General features: G+C 58.1%; 14 protein-coding genes. 9 read left to right on the forward strand and 5 right to left on the reverse strand.

All coding sequences use genetic code 11. The features are described from left to right. The first annotated feature begins 275 nt into the window (after nt 1-275). From ACVWXW_RS13840 to ACVWXW_RS13855, 4 genes are all read left to right on the forward strand, one after another. On the forward strand, nt 276-1229 hold the full coding sequence (locus ACVWXW_RS13840) for a DUF1517 domain-containing protein (protein ID WP_457404279.1): 954 nt from the start codon (nt 276-278) through the stop codon (nt 1227-1229). A gap of 82 nt (nt 1230-1311) precedes the next feature. Further along, nucleotides 1312-2067: a hypothetical protein gene (locus ACVWXW_RS13845; protein ID WP_457404281.1), complete on the forward strand. Its 756-nt coding sequence runs from the start codon at nt 1312-1314 to the stop codon at nt 2065-2067. A 76-nt stretch (nt 2068-2143) separates the two neighbouring features. Continuing rightward, nucleotides 2144-2914, forward strand: a complete 771-nt coding sequence (locus tag ACVWXW_RS13850) for a peptidylprolyl isomerase (protein WP_457404283.1) — start codon at nt 2144-2146, stop codon at nt 2912-2914. A gap of 106 nt (nt 2915-3020) precedes the next feature. Continuing rightward, complete coding sequence (locus ACVWXW_RS13855; protein ID WP_457404284.1) at nt 3021-3749, forward strand: HEAT repeat domain-containing protein; 729 nt, start codon at nt 3021-3023, stop codon at nt 3747-3749. A gap of 128 nt (nt 3750-3877) precedes the next feature. Here the strand turns inward: ACVWXW_RS13855 and bchM are convergent, their stop codons facing one another. Continuing rightward, nucleotides 3878-4543, reverse strand: a complete 666-nt coding sequence (gene bchM / locus ACVWXW_RS13860; RefSeq protein ID WP_457404286.1) for a magnesium protoporphyrin IX methyltransferase — start codon at nt 4541-4543, stop codon at nt 3878-3880. A gap of 155 nt (nt 4544-4698) precedes the next feature. On the opposite strand from bchM, the gene ACVWXW_RS13865 reads away from it, so the two are divergent. Both ACVWXW_RS13865 and ACVWXW_RS13870 read left to right on the forward strand, forming a co-directional pair. After that, nucleotides 4699-5196 carry a hypothetical protein gene (locus ACVWXW_RS13865; RefSeq protein WP_457404288.1) on the forward strand — a complete coding sequence of 166 codons (498 nt, stop codon included), beginning with the start codon at nt 4699-4701 and terminating at the stop codon, nt 5194-5196. A gap of 122 nt (nt 5197-5318) precedes the next feature. Continuing rightward, the gene (locus ACVWXW_RS13870; RefSeq protein WP_457404290.1) at nt 5319-6512 is read left to right on the forward strand and encodes an RNA-guided endonuclease InsQ/TnpB family protein; all 1194 of its coding nucleotides are present in this window, start codon (nt 5319-5321) and stop codon (nt 6510-6512) included. A gap of 1 nt (nt 6513) precedes the next feature. On the opposite strand, the gene ACVWXW_RS13875 is transcribed toward ACVWXW_RS13870, so the two are convergent. From ACVWXW_RS13875 to wecB, 4 genes are all read right to left on the reverse strand, one after another. Beyond that, entirely contained in the window at nt 6514-7491 is a 978-nt protein-coding gene (locus ACVWXW_RS13875; protein ID WP_457404292.1) for a D-alanine--D-alanine ligase family protein, read from the reverse strand. Between the two features lie 69 nt (nt 7492-7560). After that, entirely contained in the window at nt 7561-8844 is a 1284-nt protein-coding gene (gene ftsZ, locus ACVWXW_RS13880; protein ID WP_457404294.1) for a cell division protein FtsZ, read from the reverse strand. Between the two features lie 626 nt (nt 8845-9470). Continuing rightward, a complete protein-coding gene (locus tag ACVWXW_RS13885; RefSeq protein ID WP_457404296.1) occupies nt 9471-10046 on the reverse strand; it encodes an ureidoglycolate lyase in 576 nt (191 codons plus the stop codon). Between the two features lie 156 nt (nt 10047-10202). Beyond that, nucleotides 10203-11339 carry a non-hydrolyzing UDP-N-acetylglucosamine 2-epimerase gene (gene wecB / locus ACVWXW_RS13890; RefSeq protein ID WP_457404298.1) on the reverse strand — a complete coding sequence of 379 codons (1137 nt, stop codon included), beginning with the start codon at nt 11337-11339 and terminating at the stop codon, nt 10203-10205. A 923-nt stretch (nt 11340-12262) separates the two neighbouring features. Between wecB and mgtE the strand changes: the two genes are divergently transcribed. The 3 genes from mgtE to ACVWXW_RS13905 all read left to right on the forward strand — a co-directional run bounded on the left by mgtE (nt 12263) and on the right by ACVWXW_RS13905 (nt 14767). Then, complete coding sequence (gene mgtE, locus ACVWXW_RS13895; RefSeq protein ID WP_457404299.1) at nt 12263-13642, forward strand: magnesium transporter; 1380 nt, start codon at nt 12263-12265, stop codon at nt 13640-13642. A 192-nt stretch (nt 13643-13834) separates the two neighbouring features. After that, the gene (locus ACVWXW_RS13900) at nt 13835-14038 is read left to right on the forward strand and encodes a DUF7219 family protein (RefSeq protein WP_238376758.1); all 204 of its coding nucleotides are present in this window, start codon (nt 13835-13837) and stop codon (nt 14036-14038) included. A gap of 27 nt (nt 14039-14065) precedes the next feature. Further along, nucleotides 14066-14767: an MgtC/SapB family protein gene (locus tag ACVWXW_RS13905; protein ID WP_457404302.1), complete on the forward strand. Its 702-nt coding sequence runs from the start codon at nt 14066-14068 to the stop codon at nt 14765-14767. The last annotated feature ends 104 nt before the right edge of the window (nt 14768-14871 follow it).

Below are 14871 nucleotides of genomic sequence, written 5' to 3' on the forward strand. Positions count from 1 at the left end.
AACAGAAAGATCAACTGGTAGTAATCCGTACTGAACATATTATACATTATTTTCAGTATAGTTGAGCTTATTATTGACTAGAGTCATGCTCCTCCTGGCAACCTTCCAGACCGTAGCATGGCTCTGCCTCGATTGGTTGACGGTCATTGGCCGGCTCAGTACACAAAGAATCAACACAGAAGAATTGAACAAGTGAGATGGCCGGGTGGGGGATCGGTTTCCGCCCCTATTCCCGCCAACGAGAAAGCGTAGAATTAAGAAAGACTAGCCCCGTGATGGACGAAAACATTGTGATCATGCTGAAACGAATCGGTCGCGTCTGCCGGCCTCTGCTGGCCATTGCCCTGGCCTTGACCTTGGCCCTGGCTCCCATAGGCGCTGTTTGGGCACGCAGTGGCGGTCGCATTGGCGGCGGATCTTTCCGGTCTCCGACGTTCTCTGCCCCCCGCTCGATTGGCCCGCACTACTCAGCTCCTGTCTACCCCAGCTATGGAGGCGGCTTTGGTTTTCCGCTGCTGGTGCCCTTTTTCTGGGGAGGGGGGGGTGGCGGCCTGCTGACGCTGCTGCTCTTGGTTGGGGCAGGTAGCTTTTTGGTGCAGACGCTGCGCTCGGGGATCAGATCCGAAGAAGGGGACGATAGCATTGGGGTTCGCGATCCCCAGGTAACTGTTGCGCAGGTAAAAGTGGGACTGCTGGCCAGCGCTCGGCAACTGCAGAAAGACATGAACGCCCTGGCTCTGGAGGCGGATACTCAGTCGCCAGAAGGGCTGAGCCAACTGTTGCAAGAGGTCACCCTTGGCTTGATGCGCTACAGCGACTACTGGGCCTATGGCCATGCCCAAGCGGAGAAGCTGCCCCTCTCCCGCGCCGAATCCCTGTTCTATCAAGCCTCTTTACAAGAACGGAGCAAGTTCAGCGTCGAAAGCCTCAGCAACCGCAACAACCAGATCCAACAAGTCTCCCAAGCGGCGCTGCAGCGATCTGCTGCTGGGATCCCAGATGTTGGCGAGTACCTGCTGGTAACTCTACTGGTTGCGTATCGTGGTAACTTGGGTACACTACCTGTAGTTAACTCCACGGCGGATCTGCGGCAGTGCCTGTTGCAGCTGGCTTCGATTCCGGCAGATCGGATTGTGGCCATCGAAGTGCTGTGGACGCCGCAGTTGGAGGGAGACACCCTGTCGGCAGAGGCGCTGTTGACCGAGTACCCGGAAATGCGGCTCCTTTGAGAGCCTTTGGGCGATAGACGGCAACTGTTGGCTGAGTGTCTCAACTCCTCGGGATCCCCGCCGCTCAGGCTAGGGAGGTTGTATGTCCGGGTTAGATGCTTCAGCGGGCAGAGGCCGTCGTTCCCCTTGGGCATGGTCTGGCCAAGTCAAGCAGGCAGATTCTCTGTTGGATGAGCTGTTCGAGGATTTGGAGAACAGCTTGGAAGAGGGGCTGTCAGAAGCCGGCGAATATCCTTACCTCGGCACACGGCCCCCACTGCCTTCCCGGCGCTTCTCTGCTGCCGGAGGATTACTGCTGGGTATGGCTTTGGCCGCTACCTTGGTGGCAGGGCTGGCTTTTTGGATGACCCTGCGCCCGCGGGCGGTGGTTTTTTCGCAGGCCACTCGGGATCCCTTGGCTGAGGCACCCAATTCTTCCCATTCCGATGCTCACCAGGAGCCCTTGCTTCCCACTGCTGCTGATGTGGATGAAAACCCCAAAGCTCCACCTGAGGATTCTGCAAAGGCTGTCTTGGTCGAACCGGCAAAACCGCCGACTGTTGCCGCTCCTCTTGCTTCAAGAGGGGCTGGTCTTCCCTCTCCCCCCAGGGTACCTGCGCCTCCGGTGCCAGCGCGGATCCCACCCCAGCCTGTGCCGCAGATGAAGCTGGTGGGATTGATCCACGATCCAGGTGCCCCCAAGGCTCTGATCTTGATCGACAACGTAGTACGTCAGGTGGCTGTTGGCCATGCGGTGAAAGCAGAGTGGCGGGTTACCTCCATCAGCCCCTACGGTGTGAGGGTGAGCAATGGTGCTCAAAGCGTTACCTTGCAGTTGGGGCTGTCGCAGCGGATCTGAATCACCTGGATAGGGATCCCTGCTGGGTTGAGCAGCGCCTGGAGGGTGGGAGATTGGATTGAAGGAGAAGGGGCAGATGAAATTCGCCAAGCTGGGGCGAATGAGCCGCTGCAGAGTGGGAGTGGGCTTAGTTCTGGGATACCTCTGTCTCGGGCTGTTGGCTTGTCGCAGTACACCCCCCCTCTCAGAATCCCCCTCTGGGATCCCGGCGGCCTATGCTAGCCGCCCGCAACTGCAAGGGAAGGCAGTGGTGGAGATGGAGGTGCAAACTGCTGAGGGGGTAGGCAAGGTGATCTTGGCGATCCACGGGGAAGCGGCACCCCTGACCGGCGGCCAGTTCGTGGATTTGGTTCAGCGGGGCTTTTACAATGGCCTCACCTTCCATCGGGTGGAAAAGGATCCGCAGCCTTTTGTGGTGCAGGGTGGGGATCCCCGTGGTGACGGTACAGGGGGTGCAACAGAGCCGGGGAGCAACCGCCTGCGCACCATCCCCCTGGAAATTCAGCTGCGTGGGGAACCCTACCCCCGCTACAACACCTTGATCCAGGATCCCGCTGCTCTGAGTAAGTTGCTCTTGCCCCATCGTTTGGGGGCGGTGGCCATGGCCCGTTCTAGCCCACTTGACTCAGCCTCTTCCCAGTTTTACATCACCCTCTCTGCTCTGCCGATTTTGGACGGGCGCTATGCCGTGTTCGGCTACGTCACCGAGGGGATGGAGTGGGTGGAGCGCATCCAGGTGGGAGATGTGATCCGCTCGGCGCGGGTGTTGGAAGGAGCGGACTTGCTTAGGGTGCCGGGATCCCAACCGGAAAGAGCAGATCAGGCAGAGGATCCCGGCGGTTTATGATAGGCAGCAACTCTGCTGCTGGTTCGGCTGTTGTTGCTCTGGCTTTTGTCGTGGGGAAGGGAGAGTTTTGCGCTCGCCCCCTCCGCCAACACCTGGGCACCCTTTCATGCAAGAAGACGCTTTTTCCCCCCTTGAGCCCCTAGACGAGCTGCCACCTCACTCACCGCCGGAGGTGGATGTGGAGCTGATGCTGCAGCGGTTGCAGGATCCGGATCCCTATTTGCGGATGCAGGCGGCCCGCGCCTTCTGTGAGATCGAAGAACCCCGCGCCGTTAAACCCCTGCTGGCCCTAGTCCGGGATCCCTGCCCGTTGGTGCGGGTGGGAGCAGCCTATGCCCTAGGTCGGAATCCGGATCCCGCTGAGGTGGAGGTGCTGATCGAGGGCTTGCGCTGGGATTGGAACGGCTATGTGCGCAAAGGCTTGGTGTGGGCGTTGGGCAATGCCAAGGATCCGCGGGCGTACCCGGTGTTGCTGGAAGTGTTGGCCGGGGATATCGCGGCAGTGCGATTGTGGGCTGCCAGTGCTCTCGGACAACTGGCCCAGGCGCAGGCGTTGCCTGGCCCGGCATTGGATGAGGTGGTCGCAGCTCTCTGCCGGGGCTTGGCTCAAGATCCAATCGCAGCGGTACGCGGCAACTGTGCCTGGAGCTTAGGGATCCTGGGGCAACAGGTGAAACTGGCTCTCGAGGATCCCATTGTTTACACGATGCTAACAAGGCAATTGCTGACCAGCGCCAGTCGCGATCCCGATTGGGGGGTGCGGGATGACGCGCGGCTTGCCCTACAAAAGCTGGCAGATCCCGATTTGCTGGAGCAACTGGATAACCTCGGCTGACCCCTTGGGCTGAGGCAAACCAGCATGGCCATACTGCTGGCTCGAGATCGCTTCCTGGCGTCTGGAAATCTGGGAGATCACCACCTCAGGCGAACATTCCGACAGAAGGTATCCAGTGGGCGGCAGGTTCAGCGAACCAGATCGAGCAGCCAAGCAAAGTAGAAGCGGCTGCGAATGGTTTGTCGCTGCTGCACTTTCCAGCCCCATTCGGTTAATTGGCTCACCAAGGTCGCCTCTCGGTGTTGATAGGCGCGGGTGGTTTTGCTGGGGCCGGGGAAGAACTCTCCCACTTTCTTCAGCAGCGTCAGCCAGGGGGTTTTGGGGGCAAAACTGAAGATCAGGCGGGACCGAGCCAGGCGGGTCAGGTGCTTTAGCATGCGCAGGGCCTCGGCTTCAGGGTAGTGGATCATCACATCGAGGCAGATGACGACATCGTATTCCCCTGTCAATTCCTCCAGATCCGAGACCCAAAATTGGGGGTTGTCTGTGGATCCCAGCTCCATTTGCTGGCGGCGGCGTGCTTCGTTCACCATTTGTTCCGAGATGTCGCTGGCGAACACCTGCGCCCCTCTGGTGGCCAAGGGCAAACTGAGGCTGCCCACCCCGCATCCGGCATCACAAATGCGTAAACCCGAGGGATCCCCCAACCACTGCAACACCGTCTCTACCGTGCGGGCATGGCCAAGGCGGATGTCTTTTTGGACGAAATTGACTTCTTCTTCACCATAGATGCGCCGCCAGCGCTCGAAGCCAACGGAGTTGAAGTAATCGCGGACAATGGTTTTCTCTTGCATAGAACTTCCAGCTAGGGATCCGGCGAGAGAAAAAGATGAACGCTCTGCTTTTCTTCGCCAACGCGCATCCCATTCTACCCCGAGCCCCCGTAGCCCTCTGCATCGTTGCCCTAGGATTGTATTAGAATTAACTCGCATGCCTTGGATGTTGCCCCATGACCGAAGCTGAGATTGCCCAAGCGTTGCAGGCTCGGTTGGCTGCCCCGGTCAAAATCGCGGTCAAACGCCGCCAAGGTCATCTACACGTTCTTCTGAATCGATCCTCCTCGGCCCGAGTGGACTACCCCCATCTCATGGAACGGGTGCAGGCGGAGCTCAGGGCGTTGGGCTTGCCCGGCTTGGAGCAGGTCACGGTGTACGGGCGTGAGTCGGGACATTCCGAATACGAGTGGGAGCAAACGGCCCCCTTGTTGAACCCGCTGCTGGCCTCAGAAGAAACCACGGTTCTGTTGGAAAAAAAAGGCGACTTCTTGTTGCAGGATCTAACAGTTGTTGCCCCAGATTCGGTCAACTCAAAGCCTGAACCCGCGCCGGAGAATCCTGTCGGGAAAACCGACAAAGGCCGCGGATCCCGCATCTCCTGGGTGTGGCTGGGGGGAGCTGTACTGATTGTCGGAGCTGGGGTAGTTCTTTTGCTGGTTGCCCTTCTCTGAGAGAGCAAAAACCTGGGGTAGAGGCTCTTGTCTTAGGAAAAGCCTCAGCTAGAAATCGCAGGAGCCCCGCACTGTACCCGTAGGGTCAGTGTCGGGAGGAATGCGGAAGTTATGATAGAACCATGACCCAAGTCCTGACCGTCTCCTGCAAGCTCAAGGTGTCCCAGTCGCAGGCCGCCAAATTGGACGCGACTTTGGAGGCTTTTGGCCAAGCCTTGAACTGGGTCAACCAGAACACGCCGGAGAAAGTCGCCAACGCCGTTAAGCTCCAGTCTCTGTGCTACCGCGAAATCCGTGCCCGGTTCGGCTTGTCCAGTAACTTGGCTCAGCAGGTCTGCAGGCGGCTGGCCGGCGCCCGTAAAGTTGCCCAACAGAAAAACCGCCCCGTCAAAGCGTTCAAGGGTGGCTTCGCTACCTACGACGCTCGTATCTTTTCGTTCCGCGAGAAAGACTGGACGGTGTCGCTGACCACGGTGGAGGGTCGGGAGCGCTTTGAGCTGGCGATTGGCCGCTACCAGAGAGAACGGCTGGCGGGCTCCAATCCCAAATCTGCCACTCTGGTCAAGCGTAAAGACGGCTCCTACTCTATTCAGATCTGTGTGGAAACGGAGCCATCCCCACCGCAAGGCACGGATAGAGTGCTGGGGGTGGATTTGGGAAGGACGGATATTGCTCATACGTCAGAAGGGGATAACTGGAATGGACAGCAGTTGAATCGAATCCGAGACCACTACTCCAAGCTGAGGGCGGCACTCCAACGCAAAGCCAGTAAGGGCACACGCAGTTCGCGGCGCAGATGCAGAGAACTGTTGCAACGGCTGTCTGGCAAGGAGAGGCGCTTTCAGGCGTGGGTCAATCATCGCATCTCCAAAGCTATTGTCTCTAGGGCAAAGGCGACAAACAGCGCTATTGCCCTGGAAGACCTGACAGGGATCCGGGAGCGCATCAACCAACAACCCCGCAGTAAAACTGAACGGCGCAGGGCCAACAGTTGGGCGTTTTATCAACTCCGTCAATTTTTGGAGTACAAGGCTCTGCGTGCGGGGGTTGCTCTGATTCTTGTTCCGCCTGCCTACACGTCGCAGACCTGCCACCGGTGTTTGCACATTCATCCCGACCCTGCGCAATCCTATCGCAGTGGAAAGAAGTTTAAGTGTGGACACTGTGGATGGGAAGGGGATGCGGATTTGAATGGTGCGAATGTGATTGCGCTTTTGGGGGCTGTCGTAAACCAGCCTAGAGGTTCGTGGTTGGCTTGCCAACTGCAGGGCTACCGAAAGCCCGCCCTGTACTGCGAAGCAGTCAGGGTCGGGTAGTTTACGGAGCGTTGCCGAGAGTCGCCGATGAACTTTGAGGGTGCCGGGATCCGGTCAATTGGGCTTTTTGCAAGGCATCCTGCAGCATTCGCTCCACCAACTCGGTGAACGTCCACCCCAGAGCTGCCGCCGCATCGGGACAGAGGGAAGTGGGGGTCATGCCGGGCAGTGTATTCACCTCCAACACCCAAGGATTTTCCTCGGGATCCACCCGCAGATCCACCCGCGCCAAGCCTTCGCACCCCAACGCCTGGTAGGCCTTCAGACCTGCAGCCTCACAGCGGGCCAACCCTGCCGGGCTGAGGGAACAGGGGATCAAATGCCGCGAGCCACCGGGTGCGTACTTGGCTTCGTAGTCGTAGAAGTCGCCTTGGGCGGGGATGATCTCAATGGCCGGAAGAACTTGGCCGGACAAGATCGAGAGGGTGATCTCCTTTCCGGGAACATAGCGCTCCAGAAAAATCCGCGACGAGACCGAGCGGGCCAACTCCAGCCCCTGAGCAAATGACCTCTCATCCCGGACAATGCTGATGCCCACCGTCGAGCCGTTGTTGCTGGGCTTAACCACCAGTGGGGATCCCAACTCTGCCGCACAGTCGGCCCAAGTGAGGGGGCTTTGGTCGTCCCAAACCTGCCAATCGGGGGTAGGGATCCCCGCGGCGCGAAAGATCTGCTTGGAGACCAGCTTATCCATGGCCAGAGCACTGGCCAGCGGCCCGGATCCCTGGTAGGGCAGGCCCAGCCAGTCCAGCATTCCCTGTACCACCCCATCCTCGCCACCGGGGCCATGCAAGGCAATCCAAACGAAGTCGCAGCCGGCTTGCCGTTCCTGCCAAAGGCGCAGAGGCAGATCCTCCTCTGGGTCGATTACCTTGACCCGATGGCCCAGGTCCTCCAAAGCCCGTTTGCAGGCTTTACCCGTTACCCAAGAGACTTGACGTTCTGCCGAACGCCCCCCCGCCAAGACAACAATGTTCATGGCCTAACCCCAAAGCACTCCCCACCCTTGACAACCGGCACCAAGATACCAGCATACCTCCACCCTACCCTACGAAGGGGGCCGTCGGCGGCGCAAGAACTCGGGAATATCTAAGCCTCCAGACATCGGCGGCTCAGGCTCCGGAGGCTGTCGAGGCGGCAGCCCAGAGCCCGTGGGAGTGGGCTTGGGAACCCCCGACTTGTTGGAGGCAGAAACTTTGGTTGCAGCAGGGATGGCGGCTGGACGGGCTTTCTCTTGGAAACCGGTGGCGATGACCGTGATGCGCACTTCCCCCTGCATGCGCTCGTCTTGGACGGTGCCGAAGATGATGTTGGCCTCGGGATCCACTGCCTCGGCGATGATCTCGGCAGCCACCGTGACCTCATGCAAGGACAAATCCGGCCCACCGGTAATGTTGAAGAGGACACCTTTAGCCCCTTCGATGGAGGTTTCCAAAAGCGGCGAAGATACAGCGGTAATGGCGGCTTCGCGGGCGCGGGACTTGCCGGATCCCATGCCAATTCCCATCAAGGCAGAGCCGGCATCGGCCATCACGCTGCGCACATCGGCAAAATCCACATTGATCATGCCGGGAATGAGAATGATATCCGAGATGCCCTGCACCCCCTGCCGCAGCACATCATCAGCAACGCGAAAAGCCTCTTGGACAGGGGTTTGCTCGGAGATCACCGAAAGCAACTTGTCATTGGGAATTACAATCAGGGTATCAACTGCCTCCCGCAGCGCTTGGATCCCTTCCTCGGCCTGCTTGCTGCGGCGTTTGCCCTCAAAGGAAAAAGGCCGTGTCACCACTCCCACCGTCAGGGCACCACTGGCTTTGGCAATTTGGGCGATGACGGGTGCTCCACCCGTGCCCGTGCCTCCCCCCATGCCGGCGGCAATGAAGACCAGATCTGCCCCTTTGATGGCTGCCGATATTTCTTCGCTGGATTCTTCTGCCGCTTTCTGGCCAATGGCCGGGTTACCACCTGCACCCAAGCCTCGAGTCAGCTTCTGCCCAATTTGCAAGCGGTTCACTGCCGAGGACTGGGCAAGGGCCTGCGCATCGGTGTTGACGCTCCAAAACTCGACGCCCACAAGGTTGCTGGCCGCCATCCGACTGACCGCGTTGCCACCCCCACCCCCCACGCCTACAACCTTAATCTTTGCTGCATTGCTCGGCATGATCTCCTCTGGACGATCCGCCGCTCTGGTCTGAGATCCGTTCCTCTCATACTCGGCATGAGAGCCTTCTCCCCTGTGGCGCTCATTCCAATGGGAAGGCGCAGACTGGGCTGAACCCAACCCTTGCCCAGGATTGAGAGGATGGATGTCTGACCAATTGGATGGCATGTCAGCTCTCACAATAACTTAAATTCTGGCAAATATCGAATATGCTAGCTGATTTAATATAGAGCAACTCCCTCCAGATGCCAACGCTGCCGACGTTTGTGAATCTTCCCGCTGAATACGGCCCTCCTAAAGACGCCTGTCGGCAGAATCTCAGGTAGCCTTTCTTGCCTAGAGGCATTTCTCTCTGAACTTGTCTCGAAGCTTTTGTGTGTAAGAATAGGTGTTCTCGAATACTTAGACCCTTGCAGGGGAAGAAGGGTCCAAAGGGAGGTTTCGGTACAAGAGTCTGGCCCTAGTTAAGGCCCAGTTAAGGCGAAGAGTTCCCTATCCAGCCAAAGGCTGATAGAGCGCCACTTTGTAGAACTGAGGCTTTGGCATCCTGTAGAGATTCAGGGATCCGGACTTGCATTCAGCTAGAAATTGCAGGAGCCCCGCACTGTACCCGTAGGGTCGATGTCGGGAGGAATGCTATAATAATGCTGCGGACACCAGAAACGGTTGTTTAAGGCACTGGTAACGGTCGATTGGGGGTGCTGTAAACCACCCCAGAGGCTCGTGGTTGGCTTGCCAACTGCAGGGCTACTAAAAGCCCGCTCCGTACCGCCTAGCGGTTGATGTCGGGTAGTTTACACCAGCTCTAGGTGGATCTCCGCTTTTAGCCGTTGGGGGAGGGAAATTTTGAATACATCCCCCTGATTCATTTCCTGGGCACCTTTCATGCTGGCCAGGGCTTCCACCACTTCTTCGGAGTTGGCGGTTAGCACCACAACGGGGCGCTCGCAGGCAATGGGGAAATCGTGCCACGTGCCGAGGTGCAGCAGCAGCCCATGCCCGGCAGGGAATCGTAGGGCTTGTACTTTGTCGAGATCGGGAGCTTCTTTGGGATGGTTGGGAGGAGCCATCACCATGATGAACGGCTCTTGCCCCAGGCCGACAAACAACTGGGTCATACGCATGTGGCGCTCCAGCCAGAGCACAGGTGGATATCCGGGCAGGATCTTAGCCGTACGGATAACGGCTCTACCGGTGTATTGAAAGTCGATGTTTTGTCCTTCCAGGACACGCCCCTGATAAAAGGGGATCCCCAGCCCAGGATTGGCCACATCGTCCCCTATAAGTTGGCCGAAGGGTTGCACATTTTCTGGGGTGGCATCCACAATCGGCACCCGGACAACGGTGGTGGCAGTTGCAGTCGTGCTCATGGTTTGCATCCTCGCTCTTGATTGGACTGGGGTCAATTGGATTGGAGTCAGGCTTTCTATCTTAATTGTCTTACTGAGAGCAATAGGTAAAGAAACGGTTTTCCCGGTAACGGTCTATACATCTTTGATTCTTATTTAATTCTTAACTTTTAATTCTTAACTTTGTTCTTCTCGAGGGCTTTGCGGGTTAAACCACCGCTCGATGATGTGGCGAATTTGCCGGGCGGCAGTGCCATCGCCAAAGGGGTTTTGGGCTTGGGCCATGCGGGCATAGGCTTGTGGGTCTGTGAGCAATTCTCGGGCTGCCTTCAGGATCTTTTCGGGGTGTGTGCCTACCAGGCGGGCGGTGCCGGCAGCAATCGCTTCAGGACGTTCGGTGGTCTGCCGCAGCACCAGCACCGGTTTGCCCAGGGCAGGGGCCTCTTCTTGAATGCCGCCGGAGTCGCTGAGGATGAGGGTACAGCGCTGCATGGCGCTCACCCAGAGGGGATAGTCCAGAGGCTCAGTGAGAAAAGCCCGCTCATGGGATCCCAACAGGGTCTGCAGGGGATCCCGCACCACAGGGTTGGGATGGAGGGGCAAGAGAAGGGCGGTATCGGGAAACTCGGCCAAGATCTGCAGCAGAGCCTTGCCGATGGCGGTTAGCGGATCCCCCCAATTTTCGCGTCGGTGCACGGTAACCAACAGAACACGGTAGCGCTGCCAGTCCAGGCCGGGGATGGGGCAGGGGATCCCTTGGGAGGCCACTTGCAGTAGGGCGTCGATGACAGTGTTGCCGGTGCAATGGATGGATCCCACCACGTGGCTTCGCTTCAGGTTGTCAACGGCTTGGGGGGTAGGGGCAAAGTGCAGGCTGGCCAACTGGGAGATCAGGCGGCGATTGACCTCTTCGGGGAAAGGATTGTAGAGATCATCGGTGCGCAGTCCGGCTTCCACATGCCCAACCGGGATCCGGTGGTAAAAAGCTGCCAAGGCGGCAGCGAAGGCGGTGGTGGTATCTCCCTGCACCAAAACCAGTTGAGGATGTTGCTCTTGAAAGTAGAGTTCTAGGCCCCGCAAGGTGGCTTCGGTGATGTCCGTCAAGCTTTGGCGGGGGCGCATGATCGCCAGATCCCGATCCGCTTGCAGACCGAATAGCCGCATCACCTGATCCACCATTTCCCGGTGTTGTCCGGTCAAGATCAGCTCGGTGCGCAGATGGGGACTGGCACGCAGGGCTTGAATCACCGGGGCCAGCTTAATGGCTTCGGGCCGTGTGCCCAAGATCACGGCAATGAGGGGAAGGGAGGCCATAAGCTCAAGGACATCGGCACCTGTAGGAGATGGGAAGCGCAGCTCATTGAAGCAAGGCCACCAACAAACCACTAACAAAAACCACTAACAAAACAGAGGCGGCGAAGGGCGTGGGTTGCTCAAGGTCGCAAGCCACCGAGATGTAGACTCTGCTGAGTCAGGCTGAGGGCAATGTCGAGACGAGAGGAACCACAAGGGGGCTATTGCTGCTCACCCCGATCTTACCCCTCCAGCTGCCCCACCAATTTTTCACCGGATGAGCTGGAGAAAAAGGGTTGACGGGATCCCACTCCTGCAACTAGCCTAAAGGGAGCTGAAGAGATCCTCTTCTGGCTGTCCGGGTTGTTTCGGTTAACCTTTTTGGAGGAAAACGTTCAACAGCATGGACGCTTCCGGTAGTCGTAGCGCCAGCCACCAGTGGATGGTCTTCGAGGAGCACGTTCTTGAAGATTGGGCTCTTACTGGTGTCTTCCTTTTCCCCGCTGACAGCTTCTGTCGTCGCTTGAGAGGATCCCGTTTCGCCAACGCGAAGGGGTGGGAGAGTTTTCCCAGCTAGCTTTTGACTTGGGTGGCTCTCTCAGTCGGCGACGAACAGATGAGCTGAGCAGAGCCTTACCTGAGCAATGGGTTTGTGCAGCCCTGTTCAGAAAAGGGGAGATCAGGAGTAATTCCGAGGGGATTCCCCTTGACTTTCCCGTTGTGGGTTTTGGGGTTTCCGCAGGCCTGGGGATCCCTTGGAGTCCCTTTTATTGGCTTGGGCGCTTGCGATCCAAGCTGGGCTTGGAGGCCTGGCGCTAGACCTACGGCTTGCTGCGCGGCCATCCAAGGGTTTCAGGGCTTCCCTGTGAGCCTCGGAGCACCGGTTGGCTGTTGACCTCCTGGTTCTCTTCATCCCGGCTGACCCCAACGTTCGGAGGTTTATCATGCGGCACAACATTCTTCGCGATCTCCTAACCCCTGCTTCCTTGGAAGCCGCCAAGCGAGAGGCCAACCGCGCTCCCATTGCCGAGCTGGTGCAGCAGTTGATGGAGATTTCACCTCGGCAGCGGGTTTTGGCTTTCCGCTTGCTGGAAAAAGACAAAGCCATTGCAGTGTTTGAGTATCTGCGGCCCGAAGAGCAGGCCGATCTCATTCGCAGCATGGAAAGCCCAGAAGTGATCCGGCTGGTAGAAGCCTTACCTCCGGATGAGCGGGTGCGTCTGTTTGAGGAGTTGCCGGCCAAAGTAACCAAGCGCCTCATTGCCAACCTCAGCCCAGAAGCTCGGGAAGCAGTGAATATCTTGCTGGGTTATCCAGAGCGCAGTGCCGGTCGGCTGATGAACCTGCGCTACTTGTCGGTACGAGATACCCTCACCGTCGGGGCTGCTCTGGCCAGCGTGCGGGACTCTCAACTGGGAGACGATGAGCTGGATGTGATTTTTGTGGTGGACGATCAGCGGTTCTACAAAGGTTTGGTTCGCACCGTGCGCCTCGTGAAAGCAGATCCGGATTTGCCCATTCGGGAGCTGATTGAGGGATCGGATACTTTTGCTCGGGTTACCGACCGGGATCTCCAGGCAGCTCGTTTGCTCAAGGATTCGGGCTTGCCGGCTATTCCGGTGGTGGATACGGAAGGGCGCTTGGTGGGAGATATCACCTTTGAAGATGTCATCAACTTGGTGGAAGAAGAAGCCACCGACGCCGCTCTGGCCCAAGCAGGGGTGGGCAGCTTGCTCAGCCGAGACAAGGTTTGGAGCGAGCGCCTGGTTAAAGGCGCCCGTTGGTATGCCGTCCGCCTGCGCATCACGTTTTTAATCGTCACCTTGATTGGCGGCATGTTGGTGGGGGGAGTGATCCAAACCTTTGAGGAAGTGTTGCAAGCAGTGACGGCAGCGGCTATTTTCATCCCCTTGGTCATGGATATGGGCGGTAATGTCGGTACCCAATCTACGACCATCTTTGCCCGTGGCTTGGCTTGGGGCCACATCAACGTGCGGCAGTTTCTCCCCTATTTGCTGCGGGAAGCCAGCATTGGTGGCATTATCGGTCTGATCCTGGGGGCCACGGCTGGGGTGATTGCCTACTTCTGGCAGGGGGCACCGAATGGGATCCCACAATTGGGTCTAGCGGTGGGCTTGGCTCTGGCCATTGTCCTCACTTTGGGGGCTATCTTGGGCGCCATTTTGCCCTGGGTGATGTTAAAGCTGGGCTTTGACCACGCTCCGGGAGCGGATCCTTTTATCACCACCATTAAAGACTTCACCGGCCTCTGGGTGTATTTCACCCTGGTGGCTTGGCTAGTCGGGGTTGAAGTGGGGCTCTAGGGCTGCGCCGGCGCTGGATCCAGGGGGCACCTCACCGGCAAAGCGCGTTCCAGGAACGAATAATCCAGCCCTTCTTGAGAAATCAGCCTTTCAGAGTCTCGCCACAAGGCCATCGCGACGGCGGCGCAGAGCACTTTTACGAGGTGTCCTTTGACCAACGAAGGGTTACAGCAAACATTTAGGAGGTGTGCCATGACCTTGAAAGTTCTATCTCCCTTGGCTGCTGCTCAATTTCGGTCACGGCTGCAGCAGTATGCCTATCGGGTGGGCATAACCTGTGCTTTAGAAACAGGTGGTAAGCTGGCCCCAGAATCCGCCTTTGCTCAACTGGAAGCCCTCTGGCAAACCTTGCAACAGGAAGCCACTGCCCTTGGGATCCCAGATGAGGATGGCTAAACTTTATCCTTTCACGAGAACCGGAGCATGACCTGGATTGACTTCACCTTGCGTTTGGCCGTTGCCTTTGTCCTGGGATCCCTCATTGGCCTGGAGCGACAGTGGCGGCAGCGCATGGCCGGCTTACGCACCAACACCTTGGTGGCCACGGGTGCAGCTTTGTTTGTCATGCTCTCGGTTCTCACCCCTGATGAAAGCAGCCCGACCCGTATTGCGGCCCAAGTGGTATCGGGGATTGGCTTTTTGGCCGGTGGCGTGATCCTCAAGGAAGGAGCCAGCGTCCGTGGCCTGAACACTGCCGCCACCATCTGGTGTGCAGCCGCGGTGGGAGCCTTTGCCGGATCGGGGTACATTCCCCAAGCTGCCATTGGGGCCGCAGCTGTGTTGATCTCCAACGTTGTGCTGCGTCCGCTGGGCTACCGCATCAACCAGCAGCCCCTAAAGGGCACAGAACTGGAACTGGTCTATGAGTGTTCATTTGTCTGCAAAAGCCAAGCAGAGGCCCACATCCGCGCCTTGCTCCTGCAGGGTATAGCTCCCACCCATCTCAAACTGCGTGCCCTCTACAGCGAAGACCTGGAGGACAAGCCCGATCTGGTCAAAGTCGAAGCAGAGCTAGTCACCCAGACCCGCGACGACCAGGCCCTAGAACTTGTCGTCAGCCGCCTCAGCCTAGATCCAGGCGTGATCACTGCCCGATGGCGGATCATCGAACAGGAATTTGGGTAAACTACCCGACTCCGACCGCTAAGCGGTACGGAGCGGGCTTTCAGTAGCCCTGAGCCTGCTCTGCCCTACCAGAGAACAAAACAGGCCCGAACCTCTAGGCTGGT

It is taken from the genome of Thermostichus sp. MS-CIW-30, assembly GCF_054058015.1.

Coding starts and splice junctions, on each gene's coding strand:
- ACVWXW_RS13840 (WP_457404279.1), top strand. CDS start 276: ATGGACGAAAACATTGTGATCATGCTGAAACGAATCGGTCGCGTCTGC.
- ACVWXW_RS13845 (WP_457404281.1), top strand. CDS start 1,312: ATGTCCGGGTTAGATGCTTCAGCGGGCAGAGGCCGTCGTTCCCCTTGG.
- ACVWXW_RS13850 (WP_457404283.1), top strand. CDS start 2,144: ATGAAATTCGCCAAGCTGGGGCGAATGAGCCGCTGCAGAGTGGGAGTG.
- ACVWXW_RS13855 (WP_457404284.1), top strand. CDS start 3,021: ATGCAAGAAGACGCTTTTTCCCCCCTTGAGCCCCTAGACGAGCTGCCA.
- bchM (WP_457404286.1), bottom strand. CDS start 4,543: ATGCAAGAGAAAACCATTGTCCGCGATTACTTCAACTCCGTTGGCTTC.
- ACVWXW_RS13865 (WP_457404288.1), top strand. CDS start 4,699: ATGACCGAAGCTGAGATTGCCCAAGCGTTGCAGGCTCGGTTGGCTGCC.
- ACVWXW_RS13870 (WP_457404290.1), top strand. CDS start 5,319: ATGACCCAAGTCCTGACCGTCTCCTGCAAGCTCAAGGTGTCCCAGTCG.
- ACVWXW_RS13875 (WP_457404292.1), bottom strand. CDS start 7,491: ATGAACATTGTTGTCTTGGCGGGGGGGCGTTCGGCAGAACGTCAAGTC.
- ftsZ (WP_457404294.1), bottom strand. CDS start 8,844: ATGCCATCCAATTGGTCAGACATCCATCCTCTCAATCCTGGGCAAGGG.
- ACVWXW_RS13885 (WP_457404296.1), bottom strand. CDS start 10,046: ATGAGCACGACTGCAACTGCCACCACCGTTGTCCGGGTGCCGATTGTG.
- wecB (WP_457404298.1), bottom strand. CDS start 11,339: ATGGCCTCCCTTCCCCTCATTGCCGTGATCTTGGGCACACGGCCCGAA.
- mgtE (WP_457404299.1), top strand. CDS start 12,263: ATGCGGCACAACATTCTTCGCGATCTCCTAACCCCTGCTTCCTTGGAA.
- ACVWXW_RS13900 (WP_238376758.1), top strand. CDS start 13,835: ATGACCTTGAAAGTTCTATCTCCCTTGGCTGCTGCTCAATTTCGGTCA.
- ACVWXW_RS13905 (WP_457404302.1), top strand. CDS start 14,066: ATGACCTGGATTGACTTCACCTTGCGTTTGGCCGTTGCCTTTGTCCTG.